Annotated in this window: 12 protein-coding genes and 1 pseudogene; 5 read left to right on the top strand and 8 right to left on the bottom strand. The window is 71.6% G+C overall.

Annotation, left to right across the window (positions count from 1 at the left end):
- Positions 1-52: 52 nt before the first annotated feature.
- The 8 genes and pseudogenes from ABZO31_RS29505 to ABZO31_RS29470 all read right to left on the bottom strand — a co-directional run bounded on the left by ABZO31_RS29505 (position 53) and on the right by ABZO31_RS29470 (position 8,522).
- The gene (locus ABZO31_RS29505; protein ID WP_406864361.1) at positions 53-2,902 is read right to left on the bottom strand and encodes a SpoIIE family protein phosphatase; all 2,850 of its coding nucleotides are present in this window, start codon (positions 2,900-2,902) and stop codon (positions 53-55) included.
- A gap of 155 nt (positions 2,903-3,057) precedes the next feature.
- A complete protein-coding gene (locus ABZO31_RS29500) occupies positions 3,058-4,311 on the bottom strand; it encodes an acyl-CoA dehydrogenase family protein (protein WP_406864360.1) in 1,254 nt (417 codons plus the stop codon).
- Positions 4,311-5,345: a phosphotransferase family protein gene (locus ABZO31_RS29495; RefSeq protein WP_406864359.1), complete on the bottom strand. Its 1,035-nt coding sequence runs from the start codon at positions 5,343-5,345 to the stop codon at positions 4,311-4,313. Before ABZO31_RS29495 ends, ABZO31_RS29500 begins: the two co-directional genes overlap by 1 nt.
- A 106-nt stretch (positions 5,346-5,451) precedes the next feature.
- Positions 5,452-6,129, bottom strand: coding sequence for an HAD family hydrolase (locus tag ABZO31_RS29490; protein WP_406864358.1), 678 nt, complete (start codon positions 6,127-6,129; stop codon positions 5,452-5,454).
- Positions 6,126-6,881, bottom strand: coding sequence for an SDR family oxidoreductase (locus ABZO31_RS29485; protein ID WP_406864357.1), 756 nt, complete (start codon positions 6,879-6,881; stop codon positions 6,126-6,128). Before ABZO31_RS29485 ends, ABZO31_RS29490 begins: the two co-directional genes overlap by 4 nt.
- Before the next feature lie 33 nt (positions 6,882-6,914).
- Positions 6,915-7,082 (bottom strand): annotated as a pseudogene (locus ABZO31_RS29480) (acetyl-CoA C-acyltransferase); the annotation flags it as partial.
- A gap of 150 nt (positions 7,083-7,232) precedes the next feature.
- On the bottom strand, positions 7,233-7,850 hold the full coding sequence (locus ABZO31_RS29475; RefSeq protein WP_406864356.1) for a TetR/AcrR family transcriptional regulator: 618 nt from the start codon (positions 7,848-7,850) through the stop codon (positions 7,233-7,235).
- 15 nt (positions 7,851-7,865) lie between these two features.
- The gene (locus ABZO31_RS29470; protein WP_406864355.1) at positions 7,866-8,522 is read right to left on the bottom strand and encodes a TetR/AcrR family transcriptional regulator; all 657 of its coding nucleotides are present in this window, start codon (positions 8,520-8,522) and stop codon (positions 7,866-7,868) included.
- An 868-nt stretch (positions 8,523-9,390) separates the two neighbouring features.
- Here ABZO31_RS29470 and ABZO31_RS29465 point away from each other — a divergent pair.
- The 5 genes from ABZO31_RS29465 (at position 9,391) to ABZO31_RS29445 (ending at position 16,632) form a co-directional block, all read left to right on the top strand.
- The gene (locus ABZO31_RS29465) at positions 9,391-11,988 is read left to right on the top strand and encodes a SpoIIE family protein phosphatase (RefSeq protein ID WP_406864354.1); all 2,598 of its coding nucleotides are present in this window, start codon (positions 9,391-9,393) and stop codon (positions 11,986-11,988) included.
- A 120-nt stretch (positions 11,989-12,108) separates the two neighbouring features.
- Positions 12,109-12,969: a hypothetical protein gene (locus ABZO31_RS29460; protein ID WP_406864353.1), complete on the top strand. Its 861-nt coding sequence runs from the start codon at positions 12,109-12,111 to the stop codon at positions 12,967-12,969.
- A 100-nt stretch (positions 12,970-13,069) separates the two neighbouring features.
- Positions 13,070-14,344 carry an MFS transporter gene (locus ABZO31_RS29455; RefSeq protein ID WP_406864352.1) on the top strand — a complete coding sequence of 425 codons (1,275 nt, stop codon included), beginning with the start codon at positions 13,070-13,072 and terminating at the stop codon, positions 14,342-14,344.
- A 653-nt stretch (positions 14,345-14,997) separates the two neighbouring features.
- Positions 14,998-15,837 (top strand): DUF2182 domain-containing protein, encoded by an 840-nt coding sequence (locus ABZO31_RS29450; protein ID WP_406864351.1) that lies wholly within the window; start codon positions 14,998-15,000, stop codon positions 15,835-15,837.
- A gap of 138 nt (positions 15,838-15,975) precedes the next feature.
- Positions 15,976-16,632, top strand: coding sequence for a DUF1326 domain-containing protein (locus ABZO31_RS29445; protein ID WP_406864350.1), 657 nt, complete (start codon positions 15,976-15,978; stop codon positions 16,630-16,632).
- The last annotated feature ends 60 nt before the right edge of the window (positions 16,633-16,692 follow it).

Here is a 16,692-nt window from a genome sequence, read left to right as displayed (position 1 = left end):
CGTCCCAGCGCACCGTCCCACATGCCGGACACGTACCGGCCCGGTGCCATCCTCACAGCGGCGGGGCGGCGAGCAGAGCAGCGGTGACGTCGTCCGGGTCGGCGAGGAGGGCCTGTTCCGTCCAGATGCACTTCCCGGCCATGGTGTAGCGCGCACCCCACCGCTGGCTGAGCGCCGCGACGAGCTGCAGACCGCGCCCGCCCTCGTCCGTCTCCGAGGCATGACGGATCCGGGGCGTGGCGAGGCTTCCGTCGTAGACCTCGCAGGTCAGGCCGGCGCTCTCCAGGAGCCGCAGATGCACCGGCCCCTTCGCGTACCGCACGACGTTCCCGATCAGCTCGCTGACGATCAGTTCGGTCGTCGGCACGAGGTCGTCGAGGCCCCAGACCGCGAGCTGCTCCCGGATGTGCCGGCGCGCCTGTCCGGCCGCCCGCGGATCCAGCTCCAGTTCCCAGGACGCCATCCGGTCGGCGGCGAGCGCGTGCACGCGGCAGACCAGGAGGGCCGCGTCGTCCCTGGTGGGGAGCTGCTCGCCGGGAAGCAGGCCGTTCGTGAGCGTGTCGCAGAGCCGTTCCAGGTCCCCGTGGTCGGCGGTGCGCAGAAGCTGTGCGAGCTCGGCCATGCCCTCGTCGAGCTCGCGGCCGGGCGACTCGACGAGGCCGTCGGTGTACAGCACGAGGAGACTGCCGTCGGGCACCGCCAACTCGACTGTTCCGAAGGGCGGTTCGGCGGCGCCGAGCGGTGGGTCCGCGGGCAGCCGGGGGAAGTGGACGCTGCCGTCGGGCCGGACCACGGCGGGGGGCGGGTGGCCGGCGCCCCCGATCGTGCAGGTCCCGGTGGTGGAGTCGTAGAGCGCGTACAGGCAGGTGGCGTAGTAGTCCGCGCCGAGTTCGCCGACGATGTCGTTGAGGCGGCTCATGATCTCGGCGGGGGGCAGTTCGAGGTCGGTGAGGGTCTTGACGGCCGTGCGCAGCCGGCCCATGGTGGCCGCCTCCGCCAGGCCGTGGCCCATCACGTCTCCGACGACGAGGGCGACCCGGCCGGCGGAGAGCGGGATGACGTCGTACCAGTCGCCTCCCACGTCCATGCCCTGTGCGGAGGGGAGATAGCGCGCGGCGGCCGTGCCCGCGGGGGTCTCGGGCAGCCGCCGGGGAAGCAGGTCGCGCTGCAGTTCCTGGGAGCGGGTGTGTTCGGCGTCGTAGAGCCGTGCCCGTTCCAAGGCGTGGGAGAAGAGGGCGCTGATCGCCGTGAGCAGCGTCCGTTCGTCCTGGGTCAGCCGGCGCGGCCGGTCGAAGGAGACCAGACAGACCGAGAACGTGCGCCCGGACACGGTCAGCGGCAGGAACGCCCACGCCTCCTTGCCGGCCACGCGCGGCCGGTACGCGAGGCTCGGGTAGCGCCGGATGTACTCCTCGGCCGAGGAGATGAACAGCGGCGCCTCGGTGCGCACCACGTCCCTGACCGGGTCACTCGGCGGCAGTTTGTGGCCGTGGATCTCGTCGACGAAGGTCTGCGGATATCCCACGGAGCCGATGATCTCCGCCCGGTCGCTCTCCACGGCGACCACGATCAGTCCGGTGGCGCCGAACGGCCGCAGCACGCGGTCGGCGACCGCGTCCACGACGTCGCGGGAGGTCGTCGCGGTGGCGAGCGCCGCGGTCAGCTCCGCGATGCGCGCGGAGCGTTCGGCGGCGGCGCGTTCCGCCGCGGCGCGCTCGGCCTCGCGCCGCCGCTGGTCGGTGACGTCCGTGAAGTAGAGGGTGAGCCCGTCGGGGCTGGGGACGAGCCGAAGGTGATGACTCCGCCCCGCCGCGATCTCCACGTCGAGTTCGAGGGCCGTGGCCGCCGCGACGGCCTTGCGGCAGCGGGATTCCAGGTCGGGGACGCCCTGCACCGCGGGCAGTTCCCACAGGACCCGGCCGAAGAGTTCCGCCTCGGGGGCGCCGAGGGTGCGCTCCGCCTCCAGGTTGGCGAAGCCGATCCGCCAGTCTCCGTCCACGAGGACGAAGCCGTCGCTCATGTGACGCAGCGCGCGGCTGAGCGCGTCCCGGGCGGTGCGGGACTCGGTGCAGTCCCACACCATGCCCATCATCCGCACCGGTTCGCCGCTCTCGTCGTACTCCGCCGCGCCGCGGCCGTGCACCCAGCGGTAGCCGCCGTCCGGGAGGCGTACCCGGTACTCGGAGTCGTACAGGGTGCCCTCGCGCATCGCCCGTTCCATCGCGGCCAGCGCGGACGGCAGGTCGTCTGGGTGGAGCGCCTTCATCCAGGCTTCCTCGCGGGTGACGAGCTCGGTGCCGAACAGGGCCGCGGCCGGTTCGTCCCACACCAGCTCTCCGGTGCGCGGGTCCCAGTTCCAGGTGCCGACCTCGACCTCCTCGAGCGCCTGGCGGAGCCGGCTGCCGACCAGCTCGTCCTGGGGCGGCGGTGCGGGGGGCGGCGCCTGGAGCATGCGCTCGACCGTCCAGTCGGCCACGTGCCGCAGGAACGTCCACTGCTCGTCCGTCGGCTCGCCCGCGTCGCCGGTCACGACGGTCAGGGCGCCGACGGTGTGTCCTTCGTCGGTCAGGGGCACGGACGCGAACCCGGTGCCGGGCCATTGCTCCGGACGGTGTCCGGGCGTGTCGGCGGCCGCGGTGGGCACCCACAGGGCCCGACGGGGGCGCAGGGAGGGCCTCGGGACCGTCAGGTCGCCCCGGTCGATCATCTCCCAGGGGCGGGTGAGCGCAGGGGGCAGCCCGCTGGACGACACCAGGAACAGGGCCGAGCTGCCACGGCCCAGGTGGACGGCACCGCCCAGGGCGCCCAGCTCGGCCACCACCTGCTGGAGAGCCAGCCTGAAGACGTCACTCTCGGTGATCCCCGTCTCTGTGCTCGTGAGCAGATCGAGTCGAGCATTCACCCAAGAAATTATAGTTGGGGCGGTTTCGTCACGATGCGGCCGTGGCCTCGTGACCGGTGCCGAGCATGGCCAGGACGGGATTCGCCCCGCAGACCCGGCCTTGCGGCCGGGTCTGCGGCCCACGGCGAAGAGCGAGGGACCCGACAGCAGGCAGGTCACGCCCGTGCGTCACGCACCTTGGCCTGACGCCGCAGCTCGCTCTTGGCCAGCGCGTTCTTGTGGACCTCGTCCGGCCCGTCGGCGAAGCGGAGGGTGCGGATGCCGGCGTACATGCTCGCCAGCGGGAAGTCCTGGGACAGGCCGCCTGCGCCGTGGACCTGGATCGCCTTGTCGAGGATCCACTGCACCGTGGCCGGGGTCGCGATCTTGATCGCCTGGATCTCCGCGTGCGCGCCCTTGTTGCCGACGGTGTCCATCAGCCAGGCGGTCTTGAGCACCAGCAGCCGCAGCTGCTCGATCCGCACCCGGGACTCCGCGATCCAGTCGCGGACGACGCCCTGCTCGGCGATCGGCCTGCCGAAGGCGACGCGCTCGTCGGCGCGGGCGCACATCAGCTCGATCGCCCGCTCGGCGATGCCGATGGAGCGCATGCAGTGGTGGATGCGGCCGGGGCCGAGGCGAGCCTGGGCGATGCCGAAGCCGTCGCCCTCGCCGCCGATGAGGTTCTCCGCGGGCACCCGGACGTCGGTGAAGGTGAGTTCGGCGTGGCCGCCGTGCTCGTGGTCGTCGTAGCCGAAGACCTCCATACCGCGGTGGATCTCGAAGCCGGGGGTGTCCCGCTCGACGAGGATCATCGACTGCTGACGGTGGCGGTCCGCGGTCGGATCGGTCTTGCCCATCACGATGAAGATCTTCGCGTTGGGGTTCATCGCCCCGGTGATCCACCACTTGCGGCCGTTGATCACGTACTCGTCGCCGTCGCGGACGATCGACGTGCCGATGTTGGTGGCGTCGGAGGAGGCGACGTTCGGCTCGGTCATCGCGAACGCCGAACGGATCTCGCCGGCGAGCAGCGGCTCCAGCCAGCGCTTCTTCTGCTCCGGGGTGCCGAACATGTGCAGCACCTCCATGTTGCCCGTGTCCGGCGCGGCGCAGTTCATCGCCGGGGGCGCGAGGTGCAGGCTGCGCCCGCTGATCTCCGCCAGCGGGGCGTACTGCAGGTTCGTCAGGCCCGCGCCCTCCTGGCCCGGCAGGCTGTGCTGGTCCACAAGAAAGAGATTCCACAGGCCGCGCCTGCGGGCCTCGGCCCGCAGCTCCTTCAGGACCGGGACCGAGTCCCAGTCCCAGGGGTCCGCGAGCGCGCCGAGCTGGGCGTGGAAGACCTTCTCGGCCGGGTACACGTGCTGCTCCATGAACTCGAGCAGCGACGCGCGCAGTTCGTCGGTCCTGGTGTCGAACTGGAAGTCCATCAGCGGTGCTCCTTCAGTGCGGAAAGGCCGGCGTCGAGCAGCGGGTCGATCGCCGCGCCGAGGGTGTCGAAGCCCTCGCCGACCGTCTGGCCGTTCACATGGCGGTAGTGGATCCCCTCGACGATCGCGGCGAGCTTGAACGCGGCGAGGCCCAGGTGGAAGCCGATCCGGGCGAGGTCCCGGCCGCTGCCCGCGGCGTACCGCTCGATCGTCTCGGTCTCGGTGAGGTAGCCGGGTGCGCGTGCGACGGTGCTGAGGCCCGTGTCGTCGCGGACCACCTCGCCGAGCCGGTTGTAGACGACCATCAGCGCGAGGTCGGACAGCGGGTCGCCGAGCGTCGCCATCTCCCAGTCGAGCACCGCCGTCGGCCGGTCGGCGTCGTCGACCAGCAGGTTGTCGAGCCGGAAGTCGCCGTGCACGATGCCGCTCGCCGACTCCGCCGGGATGTCGGCGGCGAGCCGGCGGTGGAGTTCCGCGGCGGCCGGGAGATCCCTGCTGTACGAGGCGTCGAGCTGCTTCTTCCACCGGCGGACCTGGCGCTCCAGGTAGCCCTCGGTCCGGCCGAAGTCGGCGAGTCCGACGGCCGCCGGGTCCACCCGGTGGAGGGTGACCAAGGTGTCGACCAGCCGCTCGGAGATCTGCCGGGTGCGGTCCTCGCCGAGTTCGGCGAGTTCGGTGTGGACCCGGTACGGGGTGCCGGCGCAGCGTTCCATCACGTAGAAGGGCGCGCCGAGGACGTCCGTGTCGTCGCAGAAGCCGAAGGTGTGCGGTACGGGGACCGAGGTGTCGCGCAGGGCGCTCATCACGCGGTACTCACGGCCCATGTCGTGGGCGGTCGCGAGCACATGGCCGAGCGGCGGCCGGCGGACGATCCAGGTGGCGGCGCCGTCGGTGACCCGGTACGTGAGGTTGGACTTCCCGCCGGCGATCAGCGTCGCCGACAGGTCGGAGCCGGCACCGGGGACGTGCACGCGCAGCCAGGCGCCGAGCCGGTCGAGGTCGAGGCCCGGCAGGGACGCATCGGGACCGGTCATCACGGCACCACCACGGTGCCGGTGTCGGCCACGCAGACCGGCTCGTCGCCGCCCGCGCGCTCGACGGTGATCCCGTGGAACGTCGTCCTGCCCGTGGGCGTGTCTGTCATGCCGGTACTCCGTTCGGCGTGGGGCCCAGGCCCGGTACGAGCGCGGCGAGGGCCGCGCGGGTCGAGGGGGCGTCGACGTGCAGGTGCGCCTGCATGCCGACGGCTCGCGCGCCGAGCACGTTGGGCTCGGCGTCGTCGAGGAAGAGCGTGCGCTCGGCGGGGACGCCCAGACGTTCGAGGGTCAGTTCGTAGACGGGGGCCAGCGGCTTGCGCAGGCCGACCTCGCCGGAGATGACGACCGGGTCGAACAGCGCGTCGATCCGCTTGCGCGGATAGGTGTTGCCCCAGCTGTTGGAGAGCAGGGCGACCCGGACGCCGAGCGCACGCAGCTCCTCCACGAGGGCGAACATCGCCGGGTCGGGGCGCATCCCGGCGAAGAGCCGGGAGAGCACGCCGACCGGGTCGACCGGTCGGCCGTCGATCGTGGTGAGCTCCGCGGCGAGCAGCGCGTCGAACTCCTCGACGGTCAGCTCCCCGGTCTCGAGGCGGTGGATCGGTGTGCCGTCGGCGGCGCTGCGGGACAGCCAGGCTTTGAGGGTCCGGGAGAAGGCCTGCGGCTCGATGCCGTCGGCCTCCAGCCAGGCCGCGATCGACTCCTTGACGGGCGCGGTGAGCACGCCGCCGTAGTCGAAGGCGACGGCCTCGACGGGGGCGTTCGGAGGTGCGCCGGTCACTCCGCCGCTCCGACGAGCGTGACGCCGCCGTCGACGACGACGGTCTGGCCGGTGAGCCAGGCGGCGTCCTCGGACAGCAGGAAGGCGACGACGCCGCCGATGTCCTCGGGCTCGCCCAGCCGCTTGAGCGGGTAGCCGGCGGCGAGCTTCGCCTCGCGGCCCTCGTAGAGGGCGGTGGCGAACTTCGTCTTGACGACGGCCGGCGCGACCGCGTTGATCCGGATGTCCGGGCCCAGTTCGACGGCCATCAGCTCGGTCATCGAGATGAGCATCGCCTTGCTGGCGCCGTACATGCCGATCATGGGCGCCGGCTGGACGCCGGAGACCGAGGAGACGTTGACGATCGAGCCGCCGTGCTCCTTCATCCACGCCCCGTGGACCGTCTGGGTCCAGGAGAGCGCGGCGAGACAGTTGATCTCCACGATCTTGCGGGCGGCGGCCAGGTCGAGCTCGATCATCGGGCCGTACACCGGGTTGATGCCGGTGTTGTTCACCAGCAGGTCCACGCTGCCGAACGCGGCGATCGCCTGGCGGACGGTGTCGGCCTGGTGCTCCTGGTCGTCGGCCTTTCCGGCAACGCCCAGCGCGTGCGCGGGTCCGCCCAGGGCGGCGACCGCCTCGTCGAGCGTCTCCTTGGTGCGGCCGGTGATGACGACCCTGGCCCCCTCGGCCACGAGCCGCTCGGCGACGGCAAGGCCGATGCCGCGGCTGGCACCGGTGACGATCGCGGTCTTTCCCTCGAAACGCTTCATGTTCGTACTCCTTCTCTGCTGGGTTCTCGGTACTCAGCTCAGTCGCTCGATGACCATGGCCATGCCCATGCCGCCGCCGACGCACATGGACTCGACGCCGAACTGCTTGTCGTGCCACTGGAGCGAGTTGATGAGGGTGGCCGTGATGCGGGCGCCGGTCATGCCGAACGGGTGGCCCACCGCGATGGCGCCGCCGTTGACCCCCCTTTACATGCTAAGCGGTTGCTTACTCTCGATGGGCCCACTGTGCCCGAGCGGAATGGAGCCGTCAACGGGCGATCGGGGGTGGAGCGGAATGAGAAATGTCATGGTGCGCGCGCCCCGGAGGGGGCGGTGCGCGCATCGTGTGGTCTAGCGGGCCGTGATGCCCGCGACGAACAGGTCGGCGAAGGTGCGCGCGACCTCGGCGGCCGAGGCAGGGCCGTCGGGGCGCCACCACATCGGCAGGTGGTGCACGGAGCCGAAGCAGTAGTCGACCGAGAGCTCCGCGCTGACGTCCTCGCGGAACGCGCCTTCCCTCTGCCCCTCGACGATCAGCGCCCGGAAGGTCTCGTGGTACCGGCGGCGCTCCCGTCGTACCTGCCGCTGGTTCTCGTCCGCGAGCTGGTGCAGCGACCGGAAGAAGATCGTGGCGCTCTCGATGTTCTCGATCGTCGTCACCACGACGTCCACGACCGCCGCGTGGACGCGCTCCGCCACCGGCAGGTCCATGGCCACCACGGCGTCCAGCCGCTCGGTCTGCATCCGCAGCACGCGGAGGTAGATCTCGTGGAGCAGGTCGTCCTTGGAGGCGAAGTAGTGGTACATGGCGCCCTTGGTGACCCCCGCGGCGCGCACCACGTCCTGTACCGACGTCCCCTCGAAGCCCTTCTCGGCGAAGAGCTGCAGGGCGGCGTCGAGCAACCGCTCGGGGGCCGTCCGGCCGTTGACGGTCGCCGGCGGCCGGCCTCTGCGACGCTCCTGCACCATGGACGGGCCCGATCTCTAGCGGCGCCGCTTCGGGGACTCGGGGGTCTTCGGTGAGTACGTCTCGAGGTACGCGGTCATGAGCCGGCGCGCCTCCTCGATGGTGGCCTCGTGGCCGGTCGGCGATCCCTGGAAGGCGACGCCGAAGATCCGGTCCGCGGCCTCGTAGGCGACCTCCACGGCGAGCAGGGGCGTCTCGGCGACGATCAGCTCGCGGTCGAGCAGGTAGTACCAGAACTCCTCCGCCTGCGCCTGGCCCCAGCCCTCCTCCAGCTCCACGAGCATCGGGCTGCGTCCCGGAGCGTGCCACAGCTCCACGGCGCTCGGGTGTTCGCGGCAGTACGCGAGCTGCGGGTCGATGAGCGCGTCGACCACGTCGCGCAGGGTGCGGAGCTCAGGGTCGGCCGCAGCCTCGCGGACGAGTACGGTGATGGCCTCGGCGTGGCGCCGCATGAGCGCGGCGTCCACCTGGTGCCGGTCGGCGAAGTAGTGGTAGACGGACGCGACGGGAATACCGGCCCGCTTGGCGACGGCGCCGAGCGTGGCCGCCTCGTACCCCTCCTCGCCAAGGATCTGCTCGGCGGCATCGAGGAGCGCCTGCACGCGTGCCACACCCCGGCGCGTCACGGGCGCAGGGCGGGGAGCCAGCTGCGGTGTCACCGGATACTCGACCATGATTCGAGAATATCAGCCGGACGACACCGGATCGTTGAAGAGAAGGCGTACGGAGGCGGCCGCACGTCATCTCTGCGCAATGGCCGCCGCCCGCCCGGACCTTCGGCGTCCCCGTCCTCGGGTCCGGGGATCAGGTCACGAGAGGGTCGGGTCCCGGCTCGTCAACGTGGGCCCCGTGGCGTCGAGTTCCGCGCTCGCACGGGCCGCCGGCCAGAGGGTGGAGGAGACCTCGTCCTCAACGAAGAGGCGGAGCGCACCCTTTGGCTCCGCCCCCCGACCCGCACCGACCCCCGCCGGGACCGCACCGAAGGGGCCTCGGAAGGATCGCCGGACGTGACGCAGGCGACGGTGACCGGGAGGACCCCGCAGAGGTAACGTCGATTTGAGTTCGAGTTCGAGTTCGAGCGGACGAAACGGATGGACTGCCGTGCAGGCAGGAGCTGCGGCTGCGCCTTCCCGCGGATGCCATTCCCTCCCCTGGAGAAGATCCCCCATGCCCGAATCCCCTGCCGGCCCACGCGCCGGAGTTCCGAACAGAGCCGCGAGCGCAGGACCCCGTGCGGGCCGGCATCGAGGCCGGCCCGCCGTCGAGGACTCCGCCCAGGATCACGCGGTCCCCGGGCGCGGCCGGCACCGCCGCACCGTCCCGCCGGCGCTCCCCGCCGGCGGACCGTCGGGCATCCGGACCCTGCTGGCCCACCTTGTGTCGTGGCCCCGCTCCATAGCGTGAACACCAGGAGCCCCGGCCACGGAGAGGTGTTACAACTGGGGTTGTGAGCCCGTCCCGTCTCTCGTGCCCGGCGTCCCGGTGCGGCCGAACCTAGGCAGAAGATTCGGAAGCGTCGCCGGACAGGTCTTCGTCCTTCAGGTGGCGATCGTGGTGCTGCTCGCCGCCGGGGCGCTGCTGGCCCTGGTCCTGCAGTCGCGGTACGACATCGAACGCGAGGCACGCAACCGCTCCGTCTCCGTGGCACAGACCTTCGCGAACTCCCTGGGCCTGCAGGAAGCCCTGGACTCACCGGACCCGTCCGCGATCCTGCAACCCCTCGCCGAGGAGACGCGCAAGGACGCGGGCGTGGACTTCATCGTCGTGATGGACACGAACGGCATCCGCTACAGCCACCCCCAGCCCGACCGTATCGGCGAGCGCTTCGTCGGCACGATCGAACCCTCGCTCGCCGGCGAGGTCCACACCGAGAGCGTGGACGGGCCGCTGGGCAAGGAGATCCAGGCGATCGTGCCGGTCACCTCGCCCGAGGGCGAGGTCGTCGCCCTGGTCTCGGCGGGCATGACGGTAGAAAGCGTGACCGGCGTCGCCGACCGCCAGCTCCCGGTCATCCTCCTGGTCATCGCCATCGGCCTGGCCCTGGCCACCGTCGGCACGGCGCTGATCAGCCGGAGACTGCGCCGCCAGACCCACGGGCTGGGCACGCAGGAGATGACGCGGATGTACGAGCACCACGACGCGGTGCTCCACGCCGTCCGCGAGGGGGTGCTGATCACCGACGGCGACGGGCGGCTGCTCCTGGCGAACGACGAGGCCGGACGGCTGCTGGGTCTGCCGGACGACGCCGAGGGACGCCCCGTCGACAAGGTCGGTATGGATCACCGCATGGCGGAGCTGCTGCTGTCCGGCCGGGTGGCCACCGACGAGGTCCTCGAGGCCGGCGACCGGCTGCTCGTGGTCAACCAGCGGCCGACCCTCCCCGGCGGCCGCCCGCAGGGCTCGGCGGTCACCATCCGCGACTCCACCGAGATGCAGCTCCTGAGCAGCCGTGCGGAGACCGCCCGCCGGCGGCTCAAGCTGCTCTACGACGCCGGGGGCGACATCGGCACCACCCTCGACGTGGTGCGCACCGCGGAGGAGCTGGCCGCCGTCGCCGTCCCCCAGTTCGCGGACTTCGTCACGGTCGACCTGGCCGACCCCGTGCTGACGGGCGACGAGCCCGGCCCGGGCGCCGACATGCGGCGTACGGCGGTCAGCGGCATCCGGTCCGATCACCCGCTCTACCCGCTCGGCGCACTGATCGACTTTCTGCCGTCCACGCCGCAGGCCCGCGGCTACGGCACCGGCACGGCCGAACTCGTACCCGATCTCCACGACGCGCCGGGCTGGCACGCCCAGGACCCGCTGCGGACCTCGCAGATCGTCGACTACGGGATCCACTCGCTCATCGCCGCCCCGCTGAAGGCCAGGGGCGTCGTGCTCGGCGTCGTCAACTTCTGGCGGTCGCAGAAGCCGGAGCCGTTCGACGAGGACGACCTGTCCCTGGCCGAGGAGCTCGTCGGCCGCGCCGCGGTCACCATGGACAACGCCCGCCGCTACACCCGCGAACACCATCTCGCCGTGACGCTCCAGCGCAGTCTGCTGCCGCAGGACCTGCCCGAGCAGAACGCCGTGGACGTCGCGCACTTCTACCAGCCCGCCCAGTCCGGGGTGGGCGGGGACTGGTTCGACGTGATCCCGCTGCCGGGCAGCCGCGTCGGACTCGTCGTCGGAGACGTCGTCGGGCACGGCCTGCACGCCGCGGCCACCATGGGGCGGCTGCGCACGGCCGTGCACAACTTCTCCTCCCTGGACCTGCCGCCCGACGAACTCCTGGCCCGCCTCGACAACCTCGTCCAGCGCATGGACGAGGAGGGTGACAGCACCGCCCCGAACGGCGGCGTCCTGGGCGCGACCTGCCTGTACGCCGTCTACGACCCGGTCTCCCAGAACTGCACCATGGCGCGGGCGGGCCACATGCCCCCGCTCGTGGTCGCCCCGGACGGCACGACGACGATCTCGGAACTGCCGGCCGGTCCCCCGCTGGGCCTGGGCGGCATGCCGTTCGAGACGCTGGACATGCACCTGACGGAGGGCAGTCAGCTCGTCCTGTACACCGACGGGCTGGTCGAGGAGCGGAGCCGGGACATCGCCGAGGGCGTGGAGAAGCTGCGCACGGCGCTGAGCCATCCCGACCGGGACCCGGACGCCAGCCGCCGCGCCGTGCTCGACGCCCTGCTCCCCAGCCGCCCGTCCGACGACATCGCCCTGCTCATCGCCCGGACCAGGACCCTGGGCCCCGGCCGGGTCGCCCAGTGGGACGTCCCGTTCGACCCGAGCGAGGTCGGCGGCGTACGCAATCTCGCGGCCGAGCAGCTCGCGAAGTGGGGCCTGGAGGAACTCGCCTTCACCACGGAGCTGATCCTCAGCGAGCTGATCACCAACGCCATCCGGTACGGCGCCGAGCCCGTACGCGTCCGCCTGCTGTTCGACCGCACCCTGACCTGCGAGGTATGGGACGGCAGCAGCACCGCACCGCACCTGCGGTACGCGGCGACGACGGACGAGGGAGGCCGCGGACTGTTCCTGGTGGCGCAGCTCAGCGAGCACTGGGGGACGAGGTACACACCGGAGGGCAAGGTCATCTGGGCCGAACAGGCTCTGCCCACGGCGGACGGCCCCGACGCCTCCGACGCCTAGAGCGAATCCCCTTTTGATCTCGTCCGCCAAAGGGGTCGCGGGATACCCCCCAGGGGTATATGGTTCTGATCGTCGCCCGAACGGACGACGCCGGTCACCACACCGCACCTGGGGGAAGCCATGAACAACCACTCCGGCCACGACCACGGCGCCCACGCCGCCCACGGCGGCCACGGCGGGGCCCGTCCGGGCGGACTGTCGGTCTCCGAGCACGGGTACGCCCTCGAACTCGACGCGACGATCCTCGCCGCCGGCGTGCAGCCGATCAGCTTCAAGGTGACGGGCCCCGACGGGCAGGCCGTGACCGAGTTCGTCCCCGAGCACGAGAAGGAACTGCACTTCATCGCCGTCCGGCGCGACACGGCCGGGTTCCAGCACGTGCACCCGGTGCGGGACGAGAAGGGCACGTGGAGCACCGAACTGACCCTGGAGCCGGGGGACTGGAGGTTCTACGCCGACATCCACCCGGCCGGCCACGACGGGACCTTGACCCTGGGCATCGACGCCGCAGTCGCCGGACCGTACGACCCGCGACCGCTCCCCGAAGCCAGCCGCCTCGCGCGGATCGGCGAGTACACCGTCGCGCTCGACGGCGACCTCGTACCCGGCGAGGCGAGCGAACTGACCCTCACCGTCGGCCGGAACGGCCACCCCGTCACCGACCTGCAGCCGTACCTGGCCGCGTACGGGCACCTCGTGGCCCTGCGCGTCGGCGACCTGGGCTACCTGCACGTCCACCCGGAGGGCGAGCCCGGCGACGGCGTCACCGCGCCGGGTCCCGACATCGCCTTCATGGCGGTCGCGCCCTCGGCCGGCACGTACCGCCTGTTCCTGGACTTCCAGCACGAAGGCGTCGTCCGGACGGCCGAGTTCACGGTACGGACCACCTCGGCCACGCCCCGCCCGCACGCGGCAGCGCACGCCGCACCCGAGCACGGGGGCCACGACCACGGTCACCACGGCCACCACGCGCACCACTGAGAGCGACACCAGTGACCAGAGACATCCCCGCCTGTACTCGCGGGGCACGGCCGCCACCCCGCTCCCGTGCCCCGCCGCATGGACACGGAAGGAACCCACCATGCGTCTGTTCGCCATCCGCGACTACCGCCACCTCTTCGGCGCCCAGGTCATCGCCCTCTTCGGGACCGGGCTGACCACCGTGGCCCTCGGACTCCTCGCCTACGACCTCGCCGGTCCGCGCGCCGGCCTCGTGCTCGGTACCGCCCTGACCATCAAGATGGTCATGTACGTGGTCATCGCCCCGCTGGCCGCCGCGTACGTCGACCGACTCCCCAGGAGAACCTTCCTGTTCGTCCTCGACGCGGTCCGCGGCACGGTGGTCCTGGCGCTGCCGCTGGTCACCGAGGTCTGGCACATCTACGTGCTGATCGGCCTGCTCCAGGCCGCCTCCGCGGCGTTCACCCCGACCTTCCAGGCCGTCATCCCCGACATCGTCACCGACGAGGCCGACTACACCCGTGCCCTGTCCGCCTCCCAGGTGGCCTCCACCATGGAGAGCCTGCTCAGCCCCGTGCTGGCCGCCGTCGCCCTGACGTTCCTGAGCTTCGACCGGCTGTTCCTGGGCACGTCCGCCGGATTCCTCGTCTCCGCCCTGCTCGTCCTGTCGACGCGCATCCCCGACGCCCGCCCCAGTGGCCACACGAACGCGTGGGACAAGGTGGCGGCAGGGGTCAGGACCTTCTTCAGGACGCCACGGCTGCGCGGCGTCATGGCGCTCGATCTCGTGGTGGCGGCGGCAGGTTCGATCGTGGTCGTCAACACGGTCAACCACGTCCGGGACGAGCTGGGAGGCTCGCAGTCGGACGTCGCCTGGATGCTCGCCGCCTCCGGCACCGGCACCCTCCTGGCCGCCTTGGCACTCCCCCGCGTCCTCGACCGGATCAGCGCCCGCACCGTCATGATGACCGGCGCCGGCGTCCTCGTCGCCGGCACGACCGCCGCGGTGACGCTCCTCGCGTCCGGCCTCGGCACATGGACCGGTACGGCCGTCACCTGGGCCATGACCGGCGTCGGCATGGCACTGATCATCACACCGACCGGGAAGGTCCTGCGAGGCTCGGTCGGACGGAACGCGATCCCCGAGGTGTTCGCGGCCCAGTTCTCCCTGTCGCACCTGGCCTGGCTGATCACGTATCCCATCGCGGGCTGGCTCGGCACGAACGCCGGCTTCGTCCTCGCCTGGTCCGTCCTCGCGGTCCTCGCCGGGGCCGGAGCGGTCGCCGCCCTCCTCCTCTGGCCGCGCCACGACGCACAGGAAGCCCTGACCGAACTCGCAACGCCCGCCCCACGCAAGTCCCGCACGGACAGGTCCACCCTCGCCAAGGCCGCGTGAACGGAACGGAATCCGAGTGGAACACGCCCACCCCGCCTTCGCCCCGACAGGGCTGTGGCGGGGTGGGCGTGTGATCCTCGGCCGCGGGAAGAAGCCCGGCCACGGTGACGGCGACGAGCCGGCGGACCGCCGCCTTCGACGGGAGTCCCGCCGCCGCGCCGAGGGAGTGCAGGCAGTACACGGCGAGTTCACCGGCGGGCACGTCGGTGCGCAGCGCTCCCGCTCGCGTTCCTCGGGAGTGCGCCAGCGCTGGACGATCCCGCCCGGCCGCTCCCTGCGGACGCTCACCGGCGGATGCCCGGCCTCGCGTGCGTGCCTGCGCACGGCGGCAGCCGTAGTCTCCTCGTCGTCCTGCTGCACCGAGCCGTCGCACGCCTCGCACGTCCACGCACCCACTCGTGAGCCCCCTCGCCGTGGTCCTGGTGCTCGTCCTCCCTCTGGGTCACGCCCTGGTACTGCCGAGTTCGGCCAGCCCAGCCACAGCTGTCGCGTCCGGTTCCCGTTCCACCCGCGCACCCGCGCACCCGCGCCCACGATCCACTCGGCGACCGCGGGCTCCCGGGCGGCGGGGGTCGCGTAGGCGGCAGGCCGAACCCGGTCGCGTCGCAGGGGGACCTGTGCTGTGCTGGAAGCAGCCGCAGGAAGGCACGCCGATGCGTCGCAGCCGGATTTCCGCCTTCGTACCCGCCCGGTCGACCGCCCCGACCGGAGCCGGCGGGGGGTTGCAGTCCACGCGGGATCTCGCGGCCGCCTGGGTCCTCGTCGTCCTGATCGCGGTGCCCGCCTGGGTGCTGACGATCTGGCAGGCCGAGGACATGGGCGTCGAGCCCGGCACCATGGGGATGGCGCTGCCCCTGTTCCTGCTGCTCTGGGTGACGATGATGGCGGCCATGATGCTGCCGTCCATGGCGCCGGTGGCCATCTCTTGGGTGCGCGGGATCGGCCGGCAGTCCTCCGGCTGGACCCGGACCGCCCGCACCGTCGAGTTCGCGGGCGGATACCTGCTGGTGTGGACCGCCTTCGGCCTGCTCACCTACGCGGCCCTGGCCCTCACCGGCAGCCTGGTGGACGACCATCCCACCGCCGGACGCTGGATCGGTGCGGTCGCCTTCCTGCTCGCCGGCCTGTACCAGCTCGGCCCCCTCAAGAACGTCTGCCTACGGCACTGCCGAGACCCGCTGAGTCATCTGGTGCGCTACTCCGGCTTCCGGCGACCGGCCCGCGACCTGCGCGTGGGCGTCCACCACGGGGCGTACTGCGTCGGCTGCTGTGCCGGGCTGATGGTCGTCTTCATACCGCTCGGCATGATGAACGTGGCGGCGATGGCCGGACTGGCCCTGGTGATCTTCGTGGAGAAGCTGTGGTCCCGGGGCGTCGTCCTCAGCGCTGTCGTGGGCGTCGCCTTCCTCGTCCTGGCGGTGCTCGCACCGTTCCAGGACTGGATGCTGCCGGGGCTGGAGGGCTCGATGCCGCCGTCCATGGACGACATGTGACGTCGGCCGGGGTTTCCCGTCCGGAGGATGAGGCGCAGACTGGAAGGGAGACCGTTTCTCCGACCCCGGGAACGGGCTCGGAACACGCGGTCTCGCCACTCCGAGCGAGCTCTTCGGAGTTCGGCTGGAGGAAGCGAGATGACACAGCAGACCACCACGGACACGCACTGGCATCTGGCCGGTGACTGGTTCGACGTGTGCAAGTGCGCCATTCCCTGCCCGTGCACCTTCGCGCAGCCCCCGACCTACGGCGACTGCGAAGGCGTCCTGGTCTGGCACATCCGGGAGGGCAACTTCGGGGACGTACGGCTCGACGACCTCAACGTCCTGATGCTCGGCTCGTTCGAAGGCAACCCGTGGGCCGGCACGCATACCGCCCCGTACGCGGCGATCTTCCTCGACGAACGTGCCGACGACGAGCAGCGCGCCGCGCTCGGGGCCGTCTTCGGCGGCGAGGCGGGCGGTTGGCCGGCGGAGTTCGGGGCGATGTTCCACCCCGAGATGCGCGGCATGGACGTCGTCCCGATCCACGTGGAGATCGATGAGGATCTCGCCACCTGGCGAGCCGAGATTCCGGGCCGTGTCCTGGCGACCGCCGAGGCGCTCACCGGCCCCACCACCCCGGACGGCGCGCGCGTCCAGGTCCACAACGCTCCCGGCTCCGAGGTGGGGCCTGGTCAGATCGCCACGTGGGGGCGGGCCACCGTCGACCGCGCCGACGCGTTCGGCTTCTCCTGGGAACGCACCGGCAAGTCGAGCAAGTACTTCCCCTTCGACTGGAGCGGCCCTGGCTGAAGAGCCCGCCTCCCCGACCCGGCCGCGTAGCAGCGCAGCCCCAGGACTGACTGCGCTCTT

Source organism: Streptomyces solicamelliae (assembly GCF_045348655.1).
In the GTDB taxonomy this organism is placed as follows: Bacteria; Actinomycetota; Actinomycetes; order Streptomycetales; family Streptomycetaceae; genus Streptomyces; species Streptomyces solicamelliae.
This window is presented reverse-complemented; position numbering and strand designations above follow the sequence as displayed.

Coding starts and splice junctions, on each gene's coding strand:
- ABZO31_RS29500 (WP_406864360.1), bottom strand. CDS start 4,311: ATGGACTTCCAGTTCGACACCAGGACCGACGAACTGCGCGCGTCGCTG.
- ABZO31_RS29495 (WP_406864359.1), bottom strand. CDS start 5,345: ATGACCGGTCCCGATGCGTCCCTGCCGGGCCTCGACCTCGACCGGCTC.
- ABZO31_RS29485 (WP_406864357.1), bottom strand. CDS start 6,881: ATGAAGCGTTTCGAGGGAAAGACCGCGATCGTCACCGGTGCCAGCCGC.
- ABZO31_RS29475 (WP_406864356.1), bottom strand. CDS start 7,850: ATGGTGCAGGAGCGTCGCAGAGGCCGGCCGCCGGCGACCGTCAACGGC.
- ABZO31_RS29470 (WP_406864355.1), bottom strand. CDS start 8,522: ATGGTCGAGTATCCGGTGACACCGCAGCTGGCTCCCCGCCCTGCGCCC.
- ABZO31_RS29460 (WP_406864353.1), top strand. CDS start 12,109: ATGAACAACCACTCCGGCCACGACCACGGCGCCCACGCCGCCCACGGC.
- ABZO31_RS29455 (WP_406864352.1), top strand. CDS start 13,070: ATGCGTCTGTTCGCCATCCGCGACTACCGCCACCTCTTCGGCGCCCAG.
- ABZO31_RS29450 (WP_406864351.1), top strand. CDS start 14,998: ATGCGTCGCAGCCGGATTTCCGCCTTCGTACCCGCCCGGTCGACCGCC.
- ABZO31_RS29445 (WP_406864350.1), top strand. CDS start 15,976: ATGACACAGCAGACCACCACGGACACGCACTGGCATCTGGCCGGTGAC.